This is a genomic window from Longispora albida DSM 44784 (assembly GCF_000379825.1).
GTDB classification, from domain to species: Bacteria; Actinomycetota; Actinomycetes; order Mycobacteriales; family Micromonosporaceae; genus Longispora; species Longispora albida.
Window position 1 is genome coordinate 498,114 of record NZ_KB903835.1, and the last position, 18,437, is coordinate 516,550.

The window sequence follows — 18,437 nt, forward strand, 5'->3', positions numbered from 1 at the left end:
CCTGAGGTGGCCCGCTGAGCGGAAATCTGACAAGCAGAACAAAAGCCCGTGTACAACCAGTACACGGGCTTTTGTTCTGCGCAGCTCAGATTTTCGCTCAGCGGGTCGGCAGCTTGCTCCACGTCCAGGCGTAGTCGGTGTCTTCGACAGCTAGTCCGGGCTCGCAGAGGTCGAGGGGGCGGAAGGTGTCGACCATGACGGCGAGTTCGTCGAAGAAGTCGGCGCCGATGGCCCGCTCGGGGGCTCCCGGCTGGGGGCCGTGGGTGAAGCCGCCCGGGTGCAGGGAGATCGAGCCCTGGCCGATGCCGGAGCCGCGCCGGGCCTCGTAGTTGCCGCCGGTGTAGAACAGCACCTCGTCGGAGTCGACGTTGTGGTGGTTGTAGGGCACCGGGATGGCCTCGGGGTGGTAGTCCACCTTGCGGGGCACGAAGGAGCAGATCACGAAGTTCGGCCCCTGGAACGTCTGGTGCACCGGCGGCGGCTGGTGGATCCGGCCGGTGATCGGCTCGAAGTCGCGGATCGAGAAGGCCCACGGGTACATGTGGCCGTCCCAGCCGACGACGTCGAACGGGTGGTGGGCGTAGGTGAACTTCGTCCAGCCGGTGCGGTGCTGGACGTAGACCTCGACGTCCTCGCCGTCCTCGATCAGGGGCTCGGAGGGGCCGCGGACGTCACGCTCGCAGTACGGGGAGTGCTCCAGGAACTGGCCGCGGACCGACAGGTAGCGCTTGGGGGGTCCGATGTGGCCGGTCGCCTCGACGACGAGCATCTTGACCATGCCGTCGGGCACGACGCGGTAGATGATCGAGGTGGGGACGATCAGGTAGTCGCCCGCCGTGAACTCCAGGACGCCGAACGTGGTCTCGAGGCGGCCGGAGCCCTCCTCGATGTACAGGCACTCGTCGCCGATCGCGTTGCGGTACAGGACGGAGGTCTGGCTGGACGCGACGTAGGAGATGCGGCAGTCGGCGTTGGCCAGCATGTGCTGCCGGTCGAGGATCGGGTCGGCCTGCGAGCCGAGCTTGGCCGTCACCAGGTGGCGCGGCTTGAGCGGCTTGTTGGGGATCCGGCTCCAGGCCTGCGGCTCGTACTCCTCCGCGGCCACGATCGCCGTCGGCAGGTAGCGGTGGTAGAGCAGCGAGGAGTCGCTGGAGAAACCCTCCTGGCCCATGAGCTCCTCGGCGTACAGGCTGCCGTCGGGCTGGCGGAACTGGGTGTGCCGCTTGTGCGGAACCTCGCCAACACTCCGGTAATAGGGCATCTCAACCTCCGCTTGTCCGATAATCGGACGCCATGCCTAGTACTTGTCCGCTATTTGTAGCGTCGCCTAGAGTATGGGATGTGTCAACGTCTGCTGTGCCACCCCTGCTCCAGGGCCTGATCGACGACGCGGCCGTGTTCCCGCCCGGCAACGCGCCGCTCCCCGCTGCCATCATCGCGCACCGTGAGCACCGAGCCGCCTGGTATGCCAGGTTTGTCGGGCCGCTGCTCGTGAAGGCCTCGACGGCCGCCTCCGGTGAGCTGCGCGAGCTGGTCGAGCCTGCCGAGCGGTTCCAGGTCGGGCTGATCGGCGACACCGGGCCGGAGGGGCTGAGCCTCGCGACGACCGAGCTGGAGCGGCACGGGATCGTCGTCCGGCAGTACGAGGTCGCGGTGCCGGTCGGCCAGCTGCGAGGCTTCCTGGCCGACGAGCGCCCGGCCGGGATCACCGCCTACGTCGAGCTGTCGCGCTCCCAGGACTGGCGGGCCGGGCTGGACCTGCTGGCCGGGTCGGCCGTGATGCCGAAGTTCCGGACGGGCGGGCTGTCCGCCGAGCTGTTCCCCAGCGTCGGGGAGCTGGCGGACATCCTGGTCGCCTGCCGTGAGCGCGGGCTGCGGGTCAAGCTGACCGCCGGCCTGCACCACGCCGCCCGGCACGCCGACCCGGTGACCGGATTCACCCACCACGGGTTCCTGAACATCCTGGCCGCGTGCCTGGAGCCGGGGCGGGAGGCCGAGCTGCTGGCCGTGACCGACCCCGAGGAACTGGCCGGCGTCGTCCGGCCGTACCTCGGGACGGAAAGGCAGCTCTGGGTGGGTTTTGGGACCTGTAGCGTGACAGAACCGCTCGAAGACGTCGTCAAGCTGGGCCTCGCGGAGGAGGAGAAGAAGTGAGCTGGGTACCTGGGGCTGATGGACCGTGGGGCGTGCACAACCTCCCCTACGGCGTCGCGGACGGCCGGATCGTGGTGAGGATCGGGGACTATGCCCTCGACCTCCAGTCGGTGCTGGCCCTGGAGGCGCTGCGCGCCCCGGTGCTCAACGACTTCATGGCGCTGGGCCCCTCGGCCTGGGCCGCCGTCCGGGAGCGGATCGTCGAGCTGCTGAGCAGCGAGGAACACCGCGCGGAGGTCGAGCAGCACCTGAGCCCGCTGGCCGGCAAGACGATGAGCCTGCCGTTCACGGTCGGCGACTATGTGGACTTCTACTCGTCCGAGGACCACGCGACGAACGTCGGGAAGCTGTTCCGGCCGGGTCAGCCGCCGCTGCTGCCGAACTGGAAGCACATCCCGATCGGGTACCACGGGCGCAGCGGGACCGTTGTCGTGTCCGGCACCGAGGTCAGGCGGCCCAGCGGGCAGCGCTCGGCCGACGGCGGGCCGGTGTTCGGGCCGTCTGTGCGGCTGGACATCGAGGCCGAGGTCGGCTTCGTGGTGGGCGTGCCCTCGGTGATGGGCGAGACGGTCGGCGTGGACTCCTTCGCCGAGCACGTCTTCGGCGTGGTGCTGGTCAACGACTGGTCGGCGCGGGACATCCAGGCGTGGGAGTACGTGCCGCTGGGCCCGTTCCTCGGCAAGTCCTTCGCGACCTCGGTGTCGGCGTGGGTGACGCCGCTGGCGGCGTTCGCCCGGGTCGCGGCTCCGGCTCAGGACCCGGTCGTCCTGCCGTACCTGGCGGAACGGGAGCGCTACACCTTCGGCCTTGACCTGGAGGTGGACTGGAACGGGTCCGTCGTGGCCCGGCCGCCCTTCGCCGGCATGTACTGGACGCCGGCCCAGCAGCTGGCGCACATGACCGTGAACGGGGCCAGCGTGCGGACCGGTGACCTGTTCGCCTCCGGCACGGTGTCGGGTCCCGAGCGCGGACAGGTCGGCTCGTTCCTGGAGCTGACGTGGTCGGGGGCCGAGCCGGTCAAGCTGGCCGACGGCAGCACCCGGACCTTCATCGAGGACGGGGACACCGTGACGCTGACGGCCACCGCGCCGGGCGCGAACGGCCAGGCCCTCGCGCTGGGCGAGGTCACGGGGCGCGTCGTCGCCTGATCACCGCCTCGCACTTCCGCCGGTCAGTGAACTGTCGTCGCTGGCCGGCGGTGCCGCGTGTCCGGCTGGGGGCTTCGGATCGCACGCGGCGAACAGGCCGGGCTCCTTCGCCCTGATGGGGTGAAGGAGCCCGGCTCTGCTGGGTGTCCAGGGGGGACGGCTGGGATCGTGGGGCGCCGCCGCTGGTACAAAATTATGGTTTTGCGCTTTTTACAGCGCTGCTTCGGCGACCTTGAGCATGGCGTCGTTCTCCGCCGGGGTGCCGATCGTGATCCGGACGCCGTCGCCCTGGAACGGGCGGACGATGACGCCGCGCTGCTCACAGGCCTGGGCGAAGGCGAGGGACTTGTCGCCCAGCGGCAGCCAGACGAAGTTGGCCTGGCTGTCCGGCACGTCGACGCCCAGGGCGCGCAGGCCCTCGGTGACCCGGCCGCGCTCGGCGACCACCAGGTCGACCCGGCGCTGCATCTCGTCCTTGGCGGACAGTGCGGCCAGGGCACCGGCCTGGGCTGCGGCGCTGGTCGAGAACGGCGTGACGCACTTGCGGACGGCGTTGGCCACCTCCGGCGCGCCGTGCAGCCAGCCGATCCGCAGGCCCGCCAGGCCCCAGGCCTTGGACAGGGTGCGCAGCACGACCACGTTCGGGCGGTCACCGAAGGCTTCGAGGGCGTCGGGCACCTCGGGGTCGGTGACGAACTCGCGGTAGGCCTCGTCGAGGACGATCAGCACGTCCTTCGGCGCGGCGTCGAGGAACGCGGTCAGCTCGGCGCGGCGGAGGAACGTGCCGGTCGGGTTGTTCGGGTTGCAGACGAACACGATGCGGGTCTTCGGCGTGATCGCCTTCAGCATCGCGTCGAGGTCGTGGCCGTGGTCGGGCGTGTTCGGCACCTTGACGCTGGTGGCGCCGGCCGTGGCCGCGATGATCGGGTAGGCCTCGAAGGACCGCCACGAGTACAGGACCTCGTCGCCCGGCAGGCAGGTCGCCTTGACCAGGTGCTCGGCGAGCGCGACGGAACCACAGCCGGTCGCGACCGAGGCCGGGTCCACGCCGTACACCTCGGCGAACTTGGCGCGCAGCTCCAGCACGCCCATGTCCGGGTAGCGGTGGGACTGCGTGGCGGCCTCGGTGACGGCCTCCACCACGCCGGGCAGCGGGCCGTAGGGCACCTCGTTGCTCGCCAGCTTGATCGCCTCGGGGATACCCAGCTCACGAGCCAGGTCCGCCGGGGAACGACCGGGAACGTAGTTCGGCAGCGCCTCGAGGTCCTCGCGGGTCAGCCGGGTCATGTGCGTACTCCTTCACGTATGTCCACCACGACGGTGTCCACCGCGCGGTCATGCATGCACTGCTGGTAGGGCCGGTTGAGCACCCCGGAGATCACGTCGATGAACTGGAAGGCGAACCCGAGACCGCAGCAGCCGTACCAGAGCAGGCACGGAATCGACATCTGCGCCCAGCGCCGCAGCGACCGGCCCACCCCGAGCCTGCCCAGCGGCTCACTGCGCTCGTCGCCCTTCAGGCGGACCACCCGGATCCCGACCACGCGCTTGCCGAGCGTCTGGCCGGTGCTCGCGATCCCCGGCACCTCGTACGCGCCCCAGACCGCGATCAGCACGCCGATCATCGCGAACATCAGGTACGCGAGCCGCTCCGGCGGGTCCGGCAGGGTGCCACCGGCGGCGAACTGCGCCTGGTACTCCCTGGCCCACGGCACGAACGTCTGGAGGAACAGGTACAGGAACCAGCCGTTGGCCACCAGGACCAGCAACGACACAGCCGTGACGTCGATGATCCTGGCGACCAGCCGGGCACCCATCGTCGCGAGCGGAAAGCCGTGCGGCCGGGGAGGTGGCCCGGCCGCACGCAGCTGTGCACGGGGCAGCCCGCCGAAACCAGGCGGAGCCTGCGGAACCGGGGGTGCCACGGGCACCTGCGCCGGCGTGGCCAGGATCGGGCCCGGCGGCGGGGTGGCGTCCAGCGGGAGGGAGTCGCCCACCCACTGCTCGCCGTCCCAGAACCGCTGGGTGTCCGGATCAGCCGGGTCGCGATGCCAGCCGGGCTGCACGCCTTGGTCGTTGGTCACGGCCCCTATATTGCTACAGCCGTTCCCCCGGGGCCCGCTACAGGTTGCCGCGCTGCTCCTGCTCGCGCTCGATCGCCTCGAACAGCGCCTTGAAGTTGCCCTTGCCGAAGCCCAGCGAGCCGTGCCGCTCGATCATCTCGAAGAACACGGTCGGCCGGTCCTGCACCGGCTTGGTGAAGATCTGCAGCAGGTAGCCGTCCTCGTCCCGGTCGACCAGGATCTTGCGCTTCTTCAGCTCCTCGACCTCGCAGCGCACGTGGCCGATCCGGGCCCGCAACTCCGGGTCCTCGTAGTAGGAGTCCGGCACGTCCAGGAACTCGACGCCGTTGGCGCGCATGGCGTCCACGCTGGCCAGGATGTCGTTCGTGGCGAGCGCGATGTGCTGCACGCCGGGCGACTCGTAGAACTCCAGGTACTCGTCGATCTGCGACTTCTTCTTGGAGATGGCCGGCTCGTTCAGCGGGAACTTCACCTTGCGGGTACCGCTGGCGACGACCTTCGACATCAGCGCCGAATACTCGGTGGCGATGTCGTCACCCACGAACTCCGCCATCTTGGTGAAGCCCATGACCTTCTCGTAGTACTGGACCCACTCGTCCATCTTGCCCAGCTCGACGTTGCCCACGACGTGGTCGACAGCCTGGAAGTACCGCTTCGGGCCGGTGGTGCGCTCGACGATCGGGCCGCGGGCGGCGAAGCCCGGCAGGTGCGGGCCGGAGTACTTCGAGCGGTCGATGAGCACGTGGCGGGTCTCGCCGTACGTCCGGATCGCCGCGATCCGGACGGTGCCGTGCTCGTCGGTCAGGTCGTGCGGCTCCTCGACACCCACGGCGCCGTTGGCGATCGCGAACTTGTAGTTGGCGTCGACGTCCGGCACCTCGAGGGCGACCTCGATGACGCCGTCACCGTGCTTGGCGTAGTGCTGGGTGGCTGCGGAGTCGGCGCGGACACCGCCGGCGAAGACGAAGGTGGCCCCGCCGGAGGTCAGCACGTACTCGGCGTGCTCACGGAAGCCCTGCTCCGGGCCGCGATAGGCCACACAGGTCATGCCGAAGGCCGTCGAGTAGTAGTGCGCGGCCTGCTTGGCGTTGCCGACATAGAACCGGACGTGGTCCCAGCCCTTGATCGGGAACTGGTCGGTCGAGATGTCGTGCTCGACTGCACCGACAAGCTGGTCGTCCAGGGTCTGCGTCATGGCCGGCTCCTCAGTAAGACATGGTTTCGACCGAAGAATGACTCCGGGTCGCCGGGTAGGCAACTGTGCGCCCTGCCAGTAGTCATGTTGCGCAGACTGTTCGCCGTCTACGCTGGAACAGTGGACAAGTTGTCTAGCATCGACGAGCTCGACGCCCGGCTCATCAAACTGCTCGCCGACGAGCCCAGGATCGGCGTCCTCGAATGTTCCCGGCGGCTCGGCGTCGCCCGCGGCACGGCGCAGGCCCGGCTCGACAAGCTGATCGAGCGGGGCGTGCTCCGCGGCTTCGGGCCCGAGCTCGACCCGGTCGCGCTCGGCTACGGCGTGATGGCCTTCGTCACCCTGGAGATCCGCCAGCGCCGCGGCCACCAGCCGGTCGCCGACCACCTCGCCGCCATCCCGGAGATCCTCGAAGCGCACACCATCACCGGTACCGGCGACCTGATGTGCCGGATCGTCGCCCGGAGCAACGCCGACCTCCAGCGCGTGATCGACCAGATCGTCTCGGACGAGGGCATCGTGCGCGCCTCGACGATCATCGCCCTGGAGGAGCAGATCCACTACCGGGTACTGCCGCTGGTGGGCTGACCCGGTTGAAGGGTCAGCGGAAGTCGGCGGCGTGGTCGCGCGCCCAGTCGGCGAAGGTCAGCCCCGGCCTGCCCAGCACCTCCTCGACCGTCGGCCAGACCCGCATCAGCGCCGACCAGTCCTGCTCCTGGTTGGCGTCACCCTCCGACGGCGCCCCGCCGTACTCGGCGAACCCCAGCATCAGGTCGGCCGTCTGCGCGGCGAGCCCGCCGAACGTCTTGAGCTCCGCACGGGCCTGTTCCCTGCTGACCTCCTCGTACCCGACCGGTTCCCCGATGCCCTCGGCGATCGCGGCCACCTGCTCGCGAACGGTCATCCGGCGGGGGCCGGTCAGCGTGTACGCCCTGCCGTGGTGCCCCTCGCCGAGCAGCGCGGCCACGGCTACGGCCGCGATGTCGGCCTCGTGGATCGGCGCGTCGCCCGGAGTGTCGCCGTACGGATACCGCACGACCCGGCCGGCCCGCACCATCGGCGCCCACAACGGCAGCATGTTGCCCATGAACCCGGCCGGACGGACATGGGTCCACTCCAGGCCGGAGGACTCGACGACCGTCTCCACCGGATTGTGGTGCAGGCCGACGGTGACGGCAGCCGCGGACAGGTCGACGATCCGGCGGACTCCGGCCTCGACGGCCAGTTCGACCACCCGGGTAGCCGCCTCGTCCACGGGGAACAGGTAGAGCCGGTCCACCCCGGCCAGCGCCGGGCGCAGCCCCTCGGGGTCGGTGAGGTCGCCACGGACCAGCTCGGCCCCGGCGGGCAGCAGCTTCGCGGCCGCCTGCGGATCACGGCTCAGCGCCCGGACCGGCTGGCCGGCCTCGATCAGCTGCCGGACCACGTTCCGGCCGACCAGCCCGGTCGCCCCGGTCACCAGGATCGTCATCGTGTGCTCCTTCGTCTCCGCCCAGGGGGTTCTGCTGGGTACGAGACGACGTTAGGCGGGATTGTGGCCACTTCCTGACCTGAAGGGCGGAGTGACTTGGCCGATCCGGGGCAGGCATCGGCGGGCGCCGGCGATACCCTGGCTGCTATGCCCGAGTTCGACTACTCGCCCCTGCTCCCGCTCGGTAAGGACGACACCTCCTACCGGTTGCTCACGACCGAGGGTGTCACCGTCACCGAGGCGGCCGGCCGGAGGTTCCTGGAGGTCGCGCCCGAGGCGCTGACCCTGCTGACCGAGACGGCGATGCACGACATCGCCCACTACCTGCGCCCGGCGCACCTGGCCCAGCTCCGGTCGATCATCGACGACCCGTCGGCCTCGCCGAACGACCGGTTCGTCGCGCTCGACCTGCTGAAGAACGCGAACATCGCGGCCGGCGGCGTGCTGCCGATGTGCCAGGACACCGGTACGGCGATCGTGATGGGCAAGCGTGGCCGCCACGTCCTCACCGACGGCGGCGACGAGCGGGCCATCGCGCAGGGCGTGTACAACGCGTACACCAAGCTGAACCTGCGCTACTCCCAGCTCGCCCCGCTGACCATGTGGGACGAGAAGAACACCGGCTCGAACCTGCCGGCCCAGATTGAGCTGTACGCCGACGGCGACGACGCCTACAAGTTCCTCTTCATGGCCAAGGGCGGCGGCAGCGCCAACAAGAGCTTCCTCTACCAGGAGACCAAGGCCGTCCTGAACCCTGCCGGGATGATGCGCTTCCTCGAGGAGAAGTTGCGCGGGCTGGGCACCTCGGCCTGCCCGCCGTACCACCTGGCGATCGTCGTCGGCGGCACGAGCGCCGAGTTCGCGCTGAAGACGGCCAAGTACGCCAGCGCCAAGTACCTCGACCACCTGCCCACCTCCGGCTCGATGTCCGCCCACGGCTTCCGTGACCTGGAGCTGGAGGCCGAGGTGCTGGAGCTGACCCGGCAGTTCGGGATCGGCGCGCAGTTCGGCGGCAAGTACTTCTGTCACGACGTCCGCGTGGTCCGCCTGCCCCGGCACGGCGCGTCCTGCCCGGTCGCGATCGCGGTGTCCTGCTCGGCCGACCGGCAGGCGGTCGGCAAGATCACGGCCGAGGGCGTGTTCCTGGAGCAGCTGGAGACCGACCCGGCCGGCTACATGCCGCACACCCGGGATGAGGATCTGTCGGACGACGTGGTCCGCGTCGACCTGAACCGGCCGATGGCGGAGATCCGCGCCGAGCTGTCCAAGTACCCGGTGAAGACCCGGCTGTCGCTGTCCGGCCCGCTGGTCGTGGCCCGGGACATCGCGCACGCGAAGATCAAGGAACGGCTGGACGCCGGCGAGGGCATGCCGGACTACCTGCGCGACCACGCCGTGTACTACGCCGGCCCGGCCAAGACCCCCGAGGGCATGGCCTCCGGCTCCTTCGGCCCGACCACGGCCGGCCGGATGGACTCCTACGTCGAGCAGTTCCAGGCGGCCGGTGGCTCGATGGTCATGCTGGCCAAGGGCAACCGCTCGGCACAGGTCACCAAGGCCTGCGCCTCCTACGGCGGCTTCTACCTCGGCTCGATCGGCGGCCCGGCGGCCCGGCTCGCCCAGGACTGCATCCGCAGGGTCGAGGTCCTGGAATACCCGGAGCTGGGCATGGAAGCGGTGTGGAAGATCGAGGTCGAGGACTTCCCAGCCTTCATCGTGGTCGACGACAAGGGCAACGACTTCTTCGCCGAGACCTCCAAGCCGACCCTGACGATCGGCCGTAAGTAACTCCTGGTGCACGGAAGCCGTGGTGTTCCGCCACGGCTTCCGCACATCCACTGGTTAGCGTCACTGCATGCCGCTGACCTTTCCGTCCCACGCCGCTATCGTCCTGCCGCTGAAACTGTGGCGGCCGAAGCGCTTCGACGGCGTGGCGCTGGTGCTGGGCACGACCGCGCCTGACCTGCCGTACGCGGCGGTGGGCGTGCTGCCCTACACGCCCGGCGTTCACAACCTGGCCGGGATCGTGTGGTTCTGCCTGCCGGTCGTGCTGCTCGGCTGCTTCCTCACCCGGTGGGCAGCCCCGCTGGTCGCGCCGAACCTGCCAGGGTTCCTGAAGGACTACGGCGTGCTGGGGCGGGTGCGGCATCCCTGGTACGTCACTGTCTGGTCGGCGGTGCTGGGCTCCTTCAGCCACCTGTTCTGGGACGGCTTCACCCACAATCCGGAGAGCTTCCAGGCGTGGGCGACCCGGTTGCTGACCTTCATGGATTGGGAACCCTTCACCGGTGTACCCGTGTGGTGGCTCGCCCAGCAGGCATCCACCGTGTTCGGCGGCCTGATCGCCGTCGCCTTGGTACTCCACATCGGACGGAGCGGCCTGCTCCGCGACTGGCACGGCGCCCCGCCGCCCGGCCGCAGCGCCCCGGCACTGTTCTGGGGAGTGCTGGCCGCCGCCACGGCCCTCTTCGCGCTGGTCAGCTTCCTGCTGCCGAGCTCGTGGTTCACCGCGGTGATCGGTGTCCGGCTGCTCGTCTCCGGCGGGCTGGGCGTACTGGCGGGAGCGGCAGCGCTGGCTGTCACCGGTACCAGGAAAAGGGTTGTGGCATAAAGAAAAACGGGGGCCTGTGGCAGGCCCCCGCTCGCATTTCTGAACTGGCTACCGGTTGTCAGCCACGAACCGGATGCGCCGGCGGCGCGCCAGCACGAAGCCGAAGACGCCGAGCCCGAGCAGCGCGGCACCACCCGTGGCGATGCCGATCGCCGCAGCACCGGTCACCGGCAGCTCACCGGGGTTGTTGGCCGGGGGAGCCGGTGCGGCCTTCGGGTTGAGGACGATCTTCGCCTCGTCGTTGGCCGGGTTGCCATCGACCTGCATGTTCTCGTTGTCGAAGAAGTACGGGTAGGCGCGGATGCTGCCGGTGGCGTTGTCCGTCACCTGGTCGATGCGCAGGGCGAACTCGGCGAACTCCTCGCCGCCCACCGCGATGCGGTCCAGCTGCGAGTAGCAGTCGTAGACCTTGCCGCCCGGCTTGTTGACGTAGCGGTCGCCGTCCTTGTAGTAGCAACGCTTCGGCACCTCGGTGAAGGTGGCACCCGCCGGGGCGGTCACCCGGAACCCGAAGGCCGCACCGCTCCAGTCGCGGACGGCCGGCCCGTTGTTCTTCACACCGACCTTGACCCGGACCACGTCGCCGGCCTTGCCGGTCGCGGTCGCGCCGATGCCGGCCAGGTCGACCGGGTTCTTGCCCGTGAGCCTGATGCTCAGCCACGACCAGTTGTCCGCGTCGTTCTCGTCGGTCTGCGGCACGGCATGCGTCTGGGCCTGCTTCTCCACCAGTTCGAGCTTGCCGCCCGTGCCCGGAGTGAACTTCAGCTCCCGCATCCAGGTGCTCTGCTCGACCTGCCAGTCGGCAGGGGTCATCCACGTGACCATGCCCCAGGAGCCGCCGGGCGCCTCCATGTCGGCGGGCAGCTTGTACTCGGTGGGCTGGCCGAGCTGGTACTCGCGGCCACCTGCGAGAACGGTGGAGAAGGTGCAGACGGCGACGTTCTCGCCCGGGGCGTCGCTGTAGGAGCAGTTGGAGTAGCGCTGCGCCGGGGCGATGACCGGGTCGATCCTCGTGAGGAGGACGACGCCGTCGACGGCGGTCTTACCGCTGTTGCGTACTCCCCACGGCGCCTTGACGGTGTCGCCGGGCTTGGCGTCGACCCTGGTACCGGGGCCGGCCACGAGGTTGACGGCCTGGCCGACCGTCACCTTGCTCGTGGTGGCCTTGTCGGGAGTGGCCGACGAGGAGAACGTCGTCTTGACGGTGCCGACGGCACCCGGCTTGGCCTGCTCGGCGGCGGTGATCGTCCCAACCCCGAAGCCGTACGGGTACTTGCCGATCGTGGTGGGGTACGGCCACTCGCAGATGACGGTAGTGCCCTCCGCTTTGCACTCCGTCCGGTACTTCGGCAGCTCGAAGGTCGCGATGCCCGCGATGCCGGAGAGGTCGATCTTGACGGTGTAGCCCTTGGGCAGCTCGACTTCCTCAGCGGACCGCACGGTGACCGCGGCCATCTTGCCAGCCCCGCCCGAGGCGACGACGAGGTCATGGAAGGTCGCGGCGACCTCGGCGGCCGGGGCCGCGGTGGCGGGGGCCGTGACGCCGGCGACCATGGCCGCGGCGATACCCAGGCCGGCGAGTACCCGGCGGACGTTGGAGCGCATAGAAACTCCTGGTTAGGGGTGAGGGATCGCGCGCAACCTACCAGGCTTCCCCGCCGGTAGCTGTCCCCTCGGAGCCCGGTACGGCGCTCTTGGCCGGTTTCGCGGCGAAGGTCGCTGACTCTTTCCTCACAGGACCGGCCTGGAGCTGGCGACGGGGGCAAGATAAGGATCATGGAGTATCGCATCGAACGTGACACGATGGGCGAAGTCGCCGTTCCGTCCGAGGCCAGGTACGGGGCGCAGACCCAGCGGGCCGTCGAGAACTTCCCGATCTCTGGCCTGACCCTCGACCCGGCTCACGTGCGGGCCCTCGCCCGGATCAAGTCAGCCGCCGCCCGGTCCAATCCGGAACTCGAGCCGGAGCTGGCCGCCGCGATCGCCTCGGCGGCCGACGAGGTGGCTGGGGGAGACTGGGACGGCGAGTTCCCGATCGACGTGTTCCAGACCGGCTCGGGTACGTCGTCCAACATGAACGTCAACGAGGTCGTGGCGCGGCTGGCCTCGGAGCGGCTCGGCCGGACAGTACACCCGAATGATCATGTCAACGCGGCTCAGTCCTCGAACGACGTGTTCCCCTCCGCGCTGCACATCGCGGCGACCGGCGCCGTCGTGCACAGCCTGATCCCGGCCCTCTCCTATCTGGAGAGCGTCCTGGCTGCGAAGGCCGCGGAGTGGCGTGACGTCGTGAAGGCCGGCCGGACGCATCTCATGGACGCGACGCCGGTGACCTTCGGCCAGGAGTTCGGCGGGTACGCGGCGCAGATCCGGTACGGCGTCGAGCGGCTGGAGTCCACTGTGCCGAGAGTGGCTGAACTGCCGCTGGGCGGGACGGCTGTCGGCACGGGCATCAACACGCTGCCCGGCTTCGCCGCCCGGGTGATCGCGCTGCTGGCAGCCGAGACCGGCCTGCCGCTGACCGAGGCCCGCGACCACTTCGAGGCGCAGGGGGCAAGGGACGCCCTCGTCGAGCTGTCCGGTCAGGCGCGGACGGTCGCGGTGAGCCTGTACAAGATCGCGAACGATGTGCGGTGGATGGGCTCCGGGCCGCGCGCCGGGCTGGGCGAGCTGCGGATTCCCGATCTCCAGCCGGGTTCGTCGATCATGCCGGGCAAGGTCAATCCGGTGCTGTGTGAGGCGGTCCGGCAGGTCGCGGCCCAGGTGATCGGGAACGACGCCGCCATAGCCTTCTCCGGCTCGCAGGGCGACTTCGAGCTGAACGTGATGCTCCCGGTGATCTCCCGGAACCTGCTGGAGTCGCTGCGCCTGCTCGCCAACGTCGCCCGGCTCTTCGCGGACGGGTGCGTGGCCGGGCTGGAGATCAATGTGGAGCGGGCCCTGGAGTACGCGGCAGGCTCGCCCTCGATCGTCACCCCGCTGAACCGGTACCTCGGTTACGCCGAGGGTGCTGCCATCGCCAAGGACGCGCTGGCCACCCGCCGGACGATCCGGGAGGTCGTGATCGACCGGGGTCACGTGGCCTCGGGGAAGATCACCGAGGAGCAGCTCGACGAAGCACTCAACTTGCTCAACATGACGCGGTGATCGTGGGACCCCTGAAGTCGTGATAGCGACTTCAGGGGTCCCACGTATGTTCTTCAGGTGACCACCGAGACCGCCCAGACCCTCGACCGGGGGCTTCGCCTGCTCGCGCTCGTGTCGGAGACGCCCGACGGGCTGACGATCACCGAGGCCGCCGAGCGGCTGGGCGTGGGCCGGGCGGTGGTGTACCGGCTGGTCGGCACCCTGACCAGCCACGGCCTGATCCGCCGCGACCAGGCCGGCCGGCTACGGCTCGGCCTCGGCGTGCTCCAGCTCGCCCGCCGGGCCCAGCCGCTGGTGGCCGACGCCGCGCTGGCCCCGCTCCGCAGGCTCGCCGAGGCCTCGGGTGCCACCGCGCACCTGACCGTCGCCGACGGCGGCGAGGCGCTGGCGCTGGTCGTGGTGGAGCCGAGCTGGACGCAGTTCCACGTCGCGTACCGGGCCGGCTCCCGCCACCCCCTCGACCGGGGCGCGGCAGGCCGGGCGATTCTCAGTGACCAGCCCGGGTGGATCGCGTCGAGCGGCGAGTTGCAGCCGGGGGCGCACGGCATCGCGGCCCGGGTGCGCGGCGTACCGGGGCTGGAGTGCAGTGTGGGCGTCGTCGCACTCGGCCCGTTCGCCGAGTCGGAGATCGGCCCGCTGGTCCTGGCGGCGGCGGAGGAACTGTCAGCGGCCCTGTCCAGCTGACCCAGCCCTCGTACTAATTGCGCAAAAAGGACTTATCTCCGCCCGCTCGGCACCCCGGTGAGCAAGATCGACAGTCGTCACCCGGGCGCTGTTCCGCCAGGCGGCCCGGAAGCAGGCGTGGAAGGCAGGGCTGGCCGGGGCGGGCGGTACCCTTTTGAGGTGACTCTCAGGCTGCATGACACCGCGACCCGCTCGGTGCGGGACTTCGTCCCGCGGGAACCCGGCAAGGCGGGGATCTACCTGTGTGGTGTCACCGTGCAGTCCGGCCCGCACATCGGGCACATGCGGTCGGCGATCAACTACGACGTGCTCCGCCGCTGGCTGATCCACTCCGGATACGAGGTCCGGTTCGTCCGTAACATCACGGACATCGACGACAAGGTGCTCGCCAAGGCCCAGGAGGCCGGCGTCCCGTTCTGGCAGATCGCGTACGCGAACGAGCTGCTGCTCGGCCGCATGTACGACGCGCTCGGCGTGCTTCCCGCGACCGTGGAGCCCCGCGCGACCGGCCACATCCCCGAGATGTTCACGCTGATCGAGCAGCTGATCGAGCGCGGGCACGCCTACGCGGCCGGCGGCGACGTCTACTTCGACGTGCGCTCGTGGGACCGGTACGGCGAGCTGTCCGGCCAGCGGCCCGACGCCATGCAGTCCAGCGAGGGCGAGGCGCGCGGCAAGCGTTCCCCGCTCGACTTCGCCCTGTGGAAGAGCGAGAAGCCGACCGAGCCGCAGGACGCGTACTGGCCGAGCCCGTGGGGCCGTGGCCGCCCCGGCTGGCACATCGAGTGCTCGGCGATGTCCTGGCGGTACCTGGGCGAGGAGTTCGACATCCACGGCGGCGGGCTGGACATCCAGTTCCCCCACCACGAGAACGAGATCGCCCAGTCGAAGGCCGCCGGGTTCGGCTTCGCGAGGTACTGGGTGCACCACGCCCTGCTCAACCTGGGCGGCGAGAAGATGTCGAAGTCGATCGGCAACGTGATCGACCTCGACGCGCTGGTCGCCAAGGGCCTGCGCCCGGTCGAGGTGCGCTACTACATGGCAGCCCCGCACTACCGGTCGACGATCGAGTACTCCGACGACGCGGTGCGTGAGGCCGCCGTGGCGTACAAGCGGATCGAGGGTTTTGTCCTCCGCGCCACCGAGACCCTGGGTGACGTGCCCCCCGGCGTGCTCGGCGCGGAGTTCGTCGCGGCGATGAACGACGACCTGAACACCTCCCGCGCCCTGGCCTCGGTGCACGAGGCGATCCGGCACGGCAACGCCGCGCTCGCCGACCGCAACCTCAAGGCGGCCCGTGGCGCGCTGTCGACCGTCCGCGCGATGCTGGACATTCTGGGCCTGGACCCGCTGCACGAGCAGTGGCGGGAGGCCAAGGGAGACGACCTGCTCCGCCCCGCGGTGGACGCGCTCGTCGCCCTGGCCCTGGAGCAGCGCAACGCTGCCAGGGCACGTAAGGACTACCCGGCGGCTGACGCGGTACGCGACCAGCTCAAACAGGCCGGGATCATTGTCGAGGACACCCCGCACGGGCCTCGCTGGACGTTGGGGAGCTGACATTGGCAGGCAATTCACAGCGCAAGGGCGCTATCCGCAAGACGAGCAAGAAGGGTACGGCGCAGGGCAGCGGTGGTAAGCGCGGCGCGCAGACCCTGAAGGCTCGCGGGCGGACCCTGCCTGCCGAGGAAAGGCCGTGGCACAAGGGCTACTCGGGTACCGAGGACGTCCCGAGCAAGACGGCCTGGAAGCAGCACAAGGAGAAGAAGGCCGCCGCGGCCGAGGGCCGTGCGCCCAAGGTCGGCAAGCCGGGCACGCTCCAGACCACCAAGGGCGGCAAGGCGGCACCTGGTACCCGGCTGCGCCAGCAGGGTGGCGGTGGCCGTGCCGCCGCCGGCCCCCGGGTCGCGCCCGGCCGCCGGGCCAACACGCCGCGTGAGGCTCCCGAGCTGCTCGTCGGCCGTAACCCGGTCGTCGAGGCGATGCGGGCACACGTGCCGTGCACGGCGCTGTACGTCGCGCAGGGCATCGAGATCGACGAGCGGGTCACCGAGATCGTCCGCACGGCCGGCAACCGGGGCATCGCCATCATGGAGGTCAGCCGGCGCGAGCTGGACAAGATGACCGGTGGCGTGCTGCACCAGGGCATCGGCCTGGCCGTGCCGCCGTACGCGTACGAGTCCTTCGAGGACCTGCTGGCCAACGCCCGTGACCACGCGACGGCCCCGCTGCTCGTCGCGCTCGACGGCGTGACCGACCCGCGTAACCTCGGTGCGGTCGTCCGCTCGGCTGCCGCGTTCGGCGCGCAGGGCGTGTTCCTGCCGGAGCGCCGGGCGGCCAGCATGACCGCCACCGCGTGGCGTACGTCGGCGGGTGCTGCGGCCCGGCTGCCGATCGCCCAGGTCACGAACCTGACCCGGGCGCTGAAGGCCTGCCAGGAGGAGGGGTACATCGTGATCGGCCTCGACGCCGACGGCGAGGTGTCCCTGGACGACCTCGAAGCCGCTGTCGACCCGGTGGTCGTCGTGGTCGGCTCGGAGGGCCGCGGGCTGTCCCGGCTGGTCGGCGAGTCCTGCGACCTGCTGCTCAACATCCCGATGGCCGGCGAGGTCGAGTCGCTGAACGCCTCGGTGGCCGCTGCGGTCACCCTGTCGGAGATCGCCCGCCGCCGCCGTAACCAGTAGGTGACGATCTGCCCAGGTAACCTCCTGGGGTGAAGCGAACGGTCCAGTGCCTGGTCTGTGCACTGTGGACGGTAGTGCTGGTTCTGGCCTGCTCCGCCTCGGCGGGCAGGCCAGCTGGCTTCACCGGGCTGCTCGTGAGCCCGGGGCCGTACCCGGCCGCAGGGCAGGCGCTGGCCGGCCGGGCGCTCTACGTGCTGTCCGGCGAGGCTGTCGAGGCTCTCGACCTGTCGGCCAGGCCCCCGCGCCGGCTCTGGCGGGTCACCGGGGCGCAGGCAGGCCCGGAGCCGGAGATCCGCGCGGCGCCCGGCCTGGTCCTGATCCTCGGCGAGGGCCGGACGATCGCGCTCGACGCCCGCACCGGCGCGCGCCGGTGGCAGCTCGAAACCCGCCTCCTGCACACGGTCCGGCGGCTCGGCCTGGCCGAGAGCCCCGAGGGTGGGATCGCCGGCGTCGACCTGGCGAGTGGCAGAACCCTCTGGGTGTACCCGGACAGCGGTGCGATCCAGCTAGACCCGTCCGGCACCCCCGTCTGGCCCGTCCGGCTGCTCACCGTCCGCGACACCCCGGCACCGGACGGCCCGTGCCGGGTCACGCCGGCGTACGAGCTGGTCGATCCCGAGTCCGGGACGGTCGCCGCCCGGCACCCGGTCAGCACGGGCACGTGTGGCTTCGCCGCGATGTACACCCCGCTCGAACTGCCCGGTGCCCTCACCGTCATCCGCCGCCAGCACGGTACCTGGCTGGAGCGCCTCGACCCGTCGACCCTCCGGCCACTGTGGACGGCGAATCAGCCGTCGGCTGCCAACGCCGCCCGGGTCGCGACCTGCGGGGCGATGTTCTGCCTCACCCGTTCCGACCGTGAGGGCCGCGAACGGCTCGTGGTCCTCGACGGCGGTACCGGGGCCGAGCGCTGGTCCGGCAGCTGGCGCACGACGCTGGTCACGGCCGGCGGCGCCCTGTTCCGGCCACCCGGCCGGGCCGGCGGCGCGATGCTCCTCGACCGGGCCGGCCAGCCCCGCCGGGACCTGGGCGGGTGGCTGCCACTGGCCGCGCTGCCGGGCGGGCGGCTCGTGGTGCAGGACCAGGGTGAGGGCGGCTGGGCTGGGCTGCTCGATCCCGGTACCGGCTCGATCCGGCCGCTGGCCAGGCTCGGCGTACCGGTCGGCGGCTGCCAGGCGACGGCGGCTCATCTGTCCTGTTTCGACGATCAGGACCGTTTGCACGTGTGGGCACTGGGCCGGACGGCCGGCTGAGAGCTGTGC

At 70.3% G+C, this 18,437-nt stretch carries 16 protein-coding genes; 10 read left to right on the forward strand and 6 right to left on the reverse strand.

Annotation, left to right across the window (positions count from 1 at the left end):
* Nucleotides 1-97: 97 nt before the first annotated feature.
* Entirely contained in the window at nt 98-1,261 is a 1,164-nt protein-coding gene (locus A3G1_RS0125680; RefSeq protein WP_018352367.1) for a homogentisate 1,2-dioxygenase, read from the reverse strand.
* An 80-nt stretch (nt 1,262-1,341) separates the two neighbouring features.
* On the opposite strand from A3G1_RS0125680, the gene A3G1_RS0125685 reads away from it, so the two are divergent.
* A complete protein-coding gene (locus A3G1_RS0125685; RefSeq protein WP_245563591.1) occupies nt 1,342-2,154 on the forward strand; it encodes a hypothetical protein in 813 nt (270 codons plus the stop codon).
* Nucleotides 2,151-3,302 carry a fumarylacetoacetase gene (fahA, locus tag A3G1_RS0125690; RefSeq protein ID WP_026212516.1) on the forward strand — a complete coding sequence of 384 codons (1,152 nt, stop codon included), beginning with the start codon at nt 2,151-2,153 and terminating at the stop codon, nt 3,300-3,302. Before A3G1_RS0125685 ends, fahA begins: the two co-directional genes overlap by 4 nt.
* Nucleotides 3,303-3,512: 210 nt before the next feature.
* Here the strand turns inward: fahA and hisC are convergent, their stop codons facing one another.
* From hisC to hppD, 3 genes are read right to left on the reverse strand one after another with little or no spacing between them, the layout of a single operon-like run.
* Complete coding sequence (gene hisC, locus A3G1_RS0125695) at nt 3,513-4,589, reverse strand: histidinol-phosphate transaminase (protein ID WP_018352370.1); 1,077 nt, start codon at nt 4,587-4,589, stop codon at nt 3,513-3,515.
* A complete protein-coding gene (locus A3G1_RS0125700; RefSeq protein WP_018352371.1) occupies nt 4,586-5,386 on the reverse strand; it encodes an RDD family protein in 801 nt (266 codons plus the stop codon). Before A3G1_RS0125700 ends, hisC begins: the two co-directional genes overlap by 4 nt.
* A gap of 37 nt (nt 5,387-5,423) precedes the next feature.
* Entirely contained in the window at nt 5,424-6,581 is a 1,158-nt protein-coding gene (hppD, locus tag A3G1_RS0125705) for a 4-hydroxyphenylpyruvate dioxygenase (protein WP_018352372.1), read from the reverse strand.
* Between the two features lie 84 nt (nt 6,582-6,665).
* On the opposite strand from hppD, the gene A3G1_RS0125710 reads away from it, so the two are divergent.
* On the forward strand, nt 6,666-7,169 hold the full coding sequence (locus A3G1_RS0125710) for an Lrp/AsnC family transcriptional regulator (RefSeq protein WP_051110657.1): 504 nt from the start codon (nt 6,666-6,668) through the stop codon (nt 7,167-7,169).
* 13 nt (nt 7,170-7,182) lie between these two features.
* Here A3G1_RS0125710 and A3G1_RS0125715 read toward each other — a convergent pair whose 3' ends face one another.
* Nucleotides 7,183-8,052 carry an SDR family oxidoreductase gene (locus A3G1_RS0125715; RefSeq protein WP_018352374.1) on the reverse strand — a complete coding sequence of 290 codons (870 nt, stop codon included), beginning with the start codon at nt 8,050-8,052 and terminating at the stop codon, nt 7,183-7,185.
* 147 nt (nt 8,053-8,199) lie between these two features.
* Here A3G1_RS0125715 and A3G1_RS0125720 point away from each other — a divergent pair, with 147 nt between their 5' ends.
* Both A3G1_RS0125720 and A3G1_RS36845 read left to right on the forward strand, forming a co-directional pair.
* Nucleotides 8,200-9,840: a fumarate hydratase gene (locus tag A3G1_RS0125720; RefSeq protein ID WP_018352375.1), complete on the forward strand. Its 1,641-nt coding sequence runs from the start codon at nt 8,200-8,202 to the stop codon at nt 9,838-9,840.
* Between the two features lie 67 nt (nt 9,841-9,907).
* Entirely contained in the window at nt 9,908-10,663 is a 756-nt protein-coding gene (locus tag A3G1_RS36845) for a DUF4184 family protein (protein ID WP_018352376.1), read from the forward strand.
* 48 nt (nt 10,664-10,711) lie between these two features.
* Here the strand turns inward: A3G1_RS36845 and A3G1_RS0125730 are convergent, their stop codons facing one another.
* Complete coding sequence (locus A3G1_RS0125730) at nt 10,712-12,268, reverse strand: hypothetical protein (RefSeq protein ID WP_018352377.1); 1,557 nt, start codon at nt 12,266-12,268, stop codon at nt 10,712-10,714.
* A gap of 171 nt (nt 12,269-12,439) precedes the next feature.
* Between A3G1_RS0125730 and A3G1_RS0125735 the strand changes: the two genes are divergently transcribed.
* From A3G1_RS0125735 to A3G1_RS0125755, 5 genes are all read left to right on the forward strand, one after another.
* Nucleotides 12,440-13,810 (forward strand): class II fumarate hydratase, encoded by a 1,371-nt coding sequence (locus tag A3G1_RS0125735; RefSeq protein WP_018352378.1) that lies wholly within the window; start codon nt 12,440-12,442, stop codon nt 13,808-13,810.
* A 57-nt stretch (nt 13,811-13,867) separates the two neighbouring features.
* The gene (locus tag A3G1_RS0125740; protein ID WP_018352379.1) at nt 13,868-14,494 is read left to right on the forward strand and encodes an IclR family transcriptional regulator; all 627 of its coding nucleotides are present in this window, start codon (nt 13,868-13,870) and stop codon (nt 14,492-14,494) included.
* 159 nt (nt 14,495-14,653) lie between these two features.
* A complete protein-coding gene (gene cysS / locus A3G1_RS0125745; protein ID WP_018352380.1) occupies nt 14,654-16,051 on the forward strand; it encodes a cysteine--tRNA ligase in 1,398 nt (465 codons plus the stop codon).
* A 2-nt stretch (nt 16,052-16,053) separates the two neighbouring features.
* The gene (gene rlmB, locus A3G1_RS0125750) at nt 16,054-17,175 is read left to right on the forward strand and encodes a 23S rRNA (guanosine(2251)-2'-O)-methyltransferase RlmB (RefSeq protein WP_018352381.1); all 1,122 of its coding nucleotides are present in this window, start codon (nt 16,054-16,056) and stop codon (nt 17,173-17,175) included.
* A gap of 29 nt (nt 17,176-17,204) precedes the next feature.
* Complete coding sequence (locus A3G1_RS0125755; RefSeq protein ID WP_157641394.1) at nt 17,205-18,428, forward strand: outer membrane protein assembly factor BamB family protein; 1,224 nt, start codon at nt 17,205-17,207, stop codon at nt 18,426-18,428.
* The last annotated feature ends 9 nt before the right edge of the window (nt 18,429-18,437 follow it).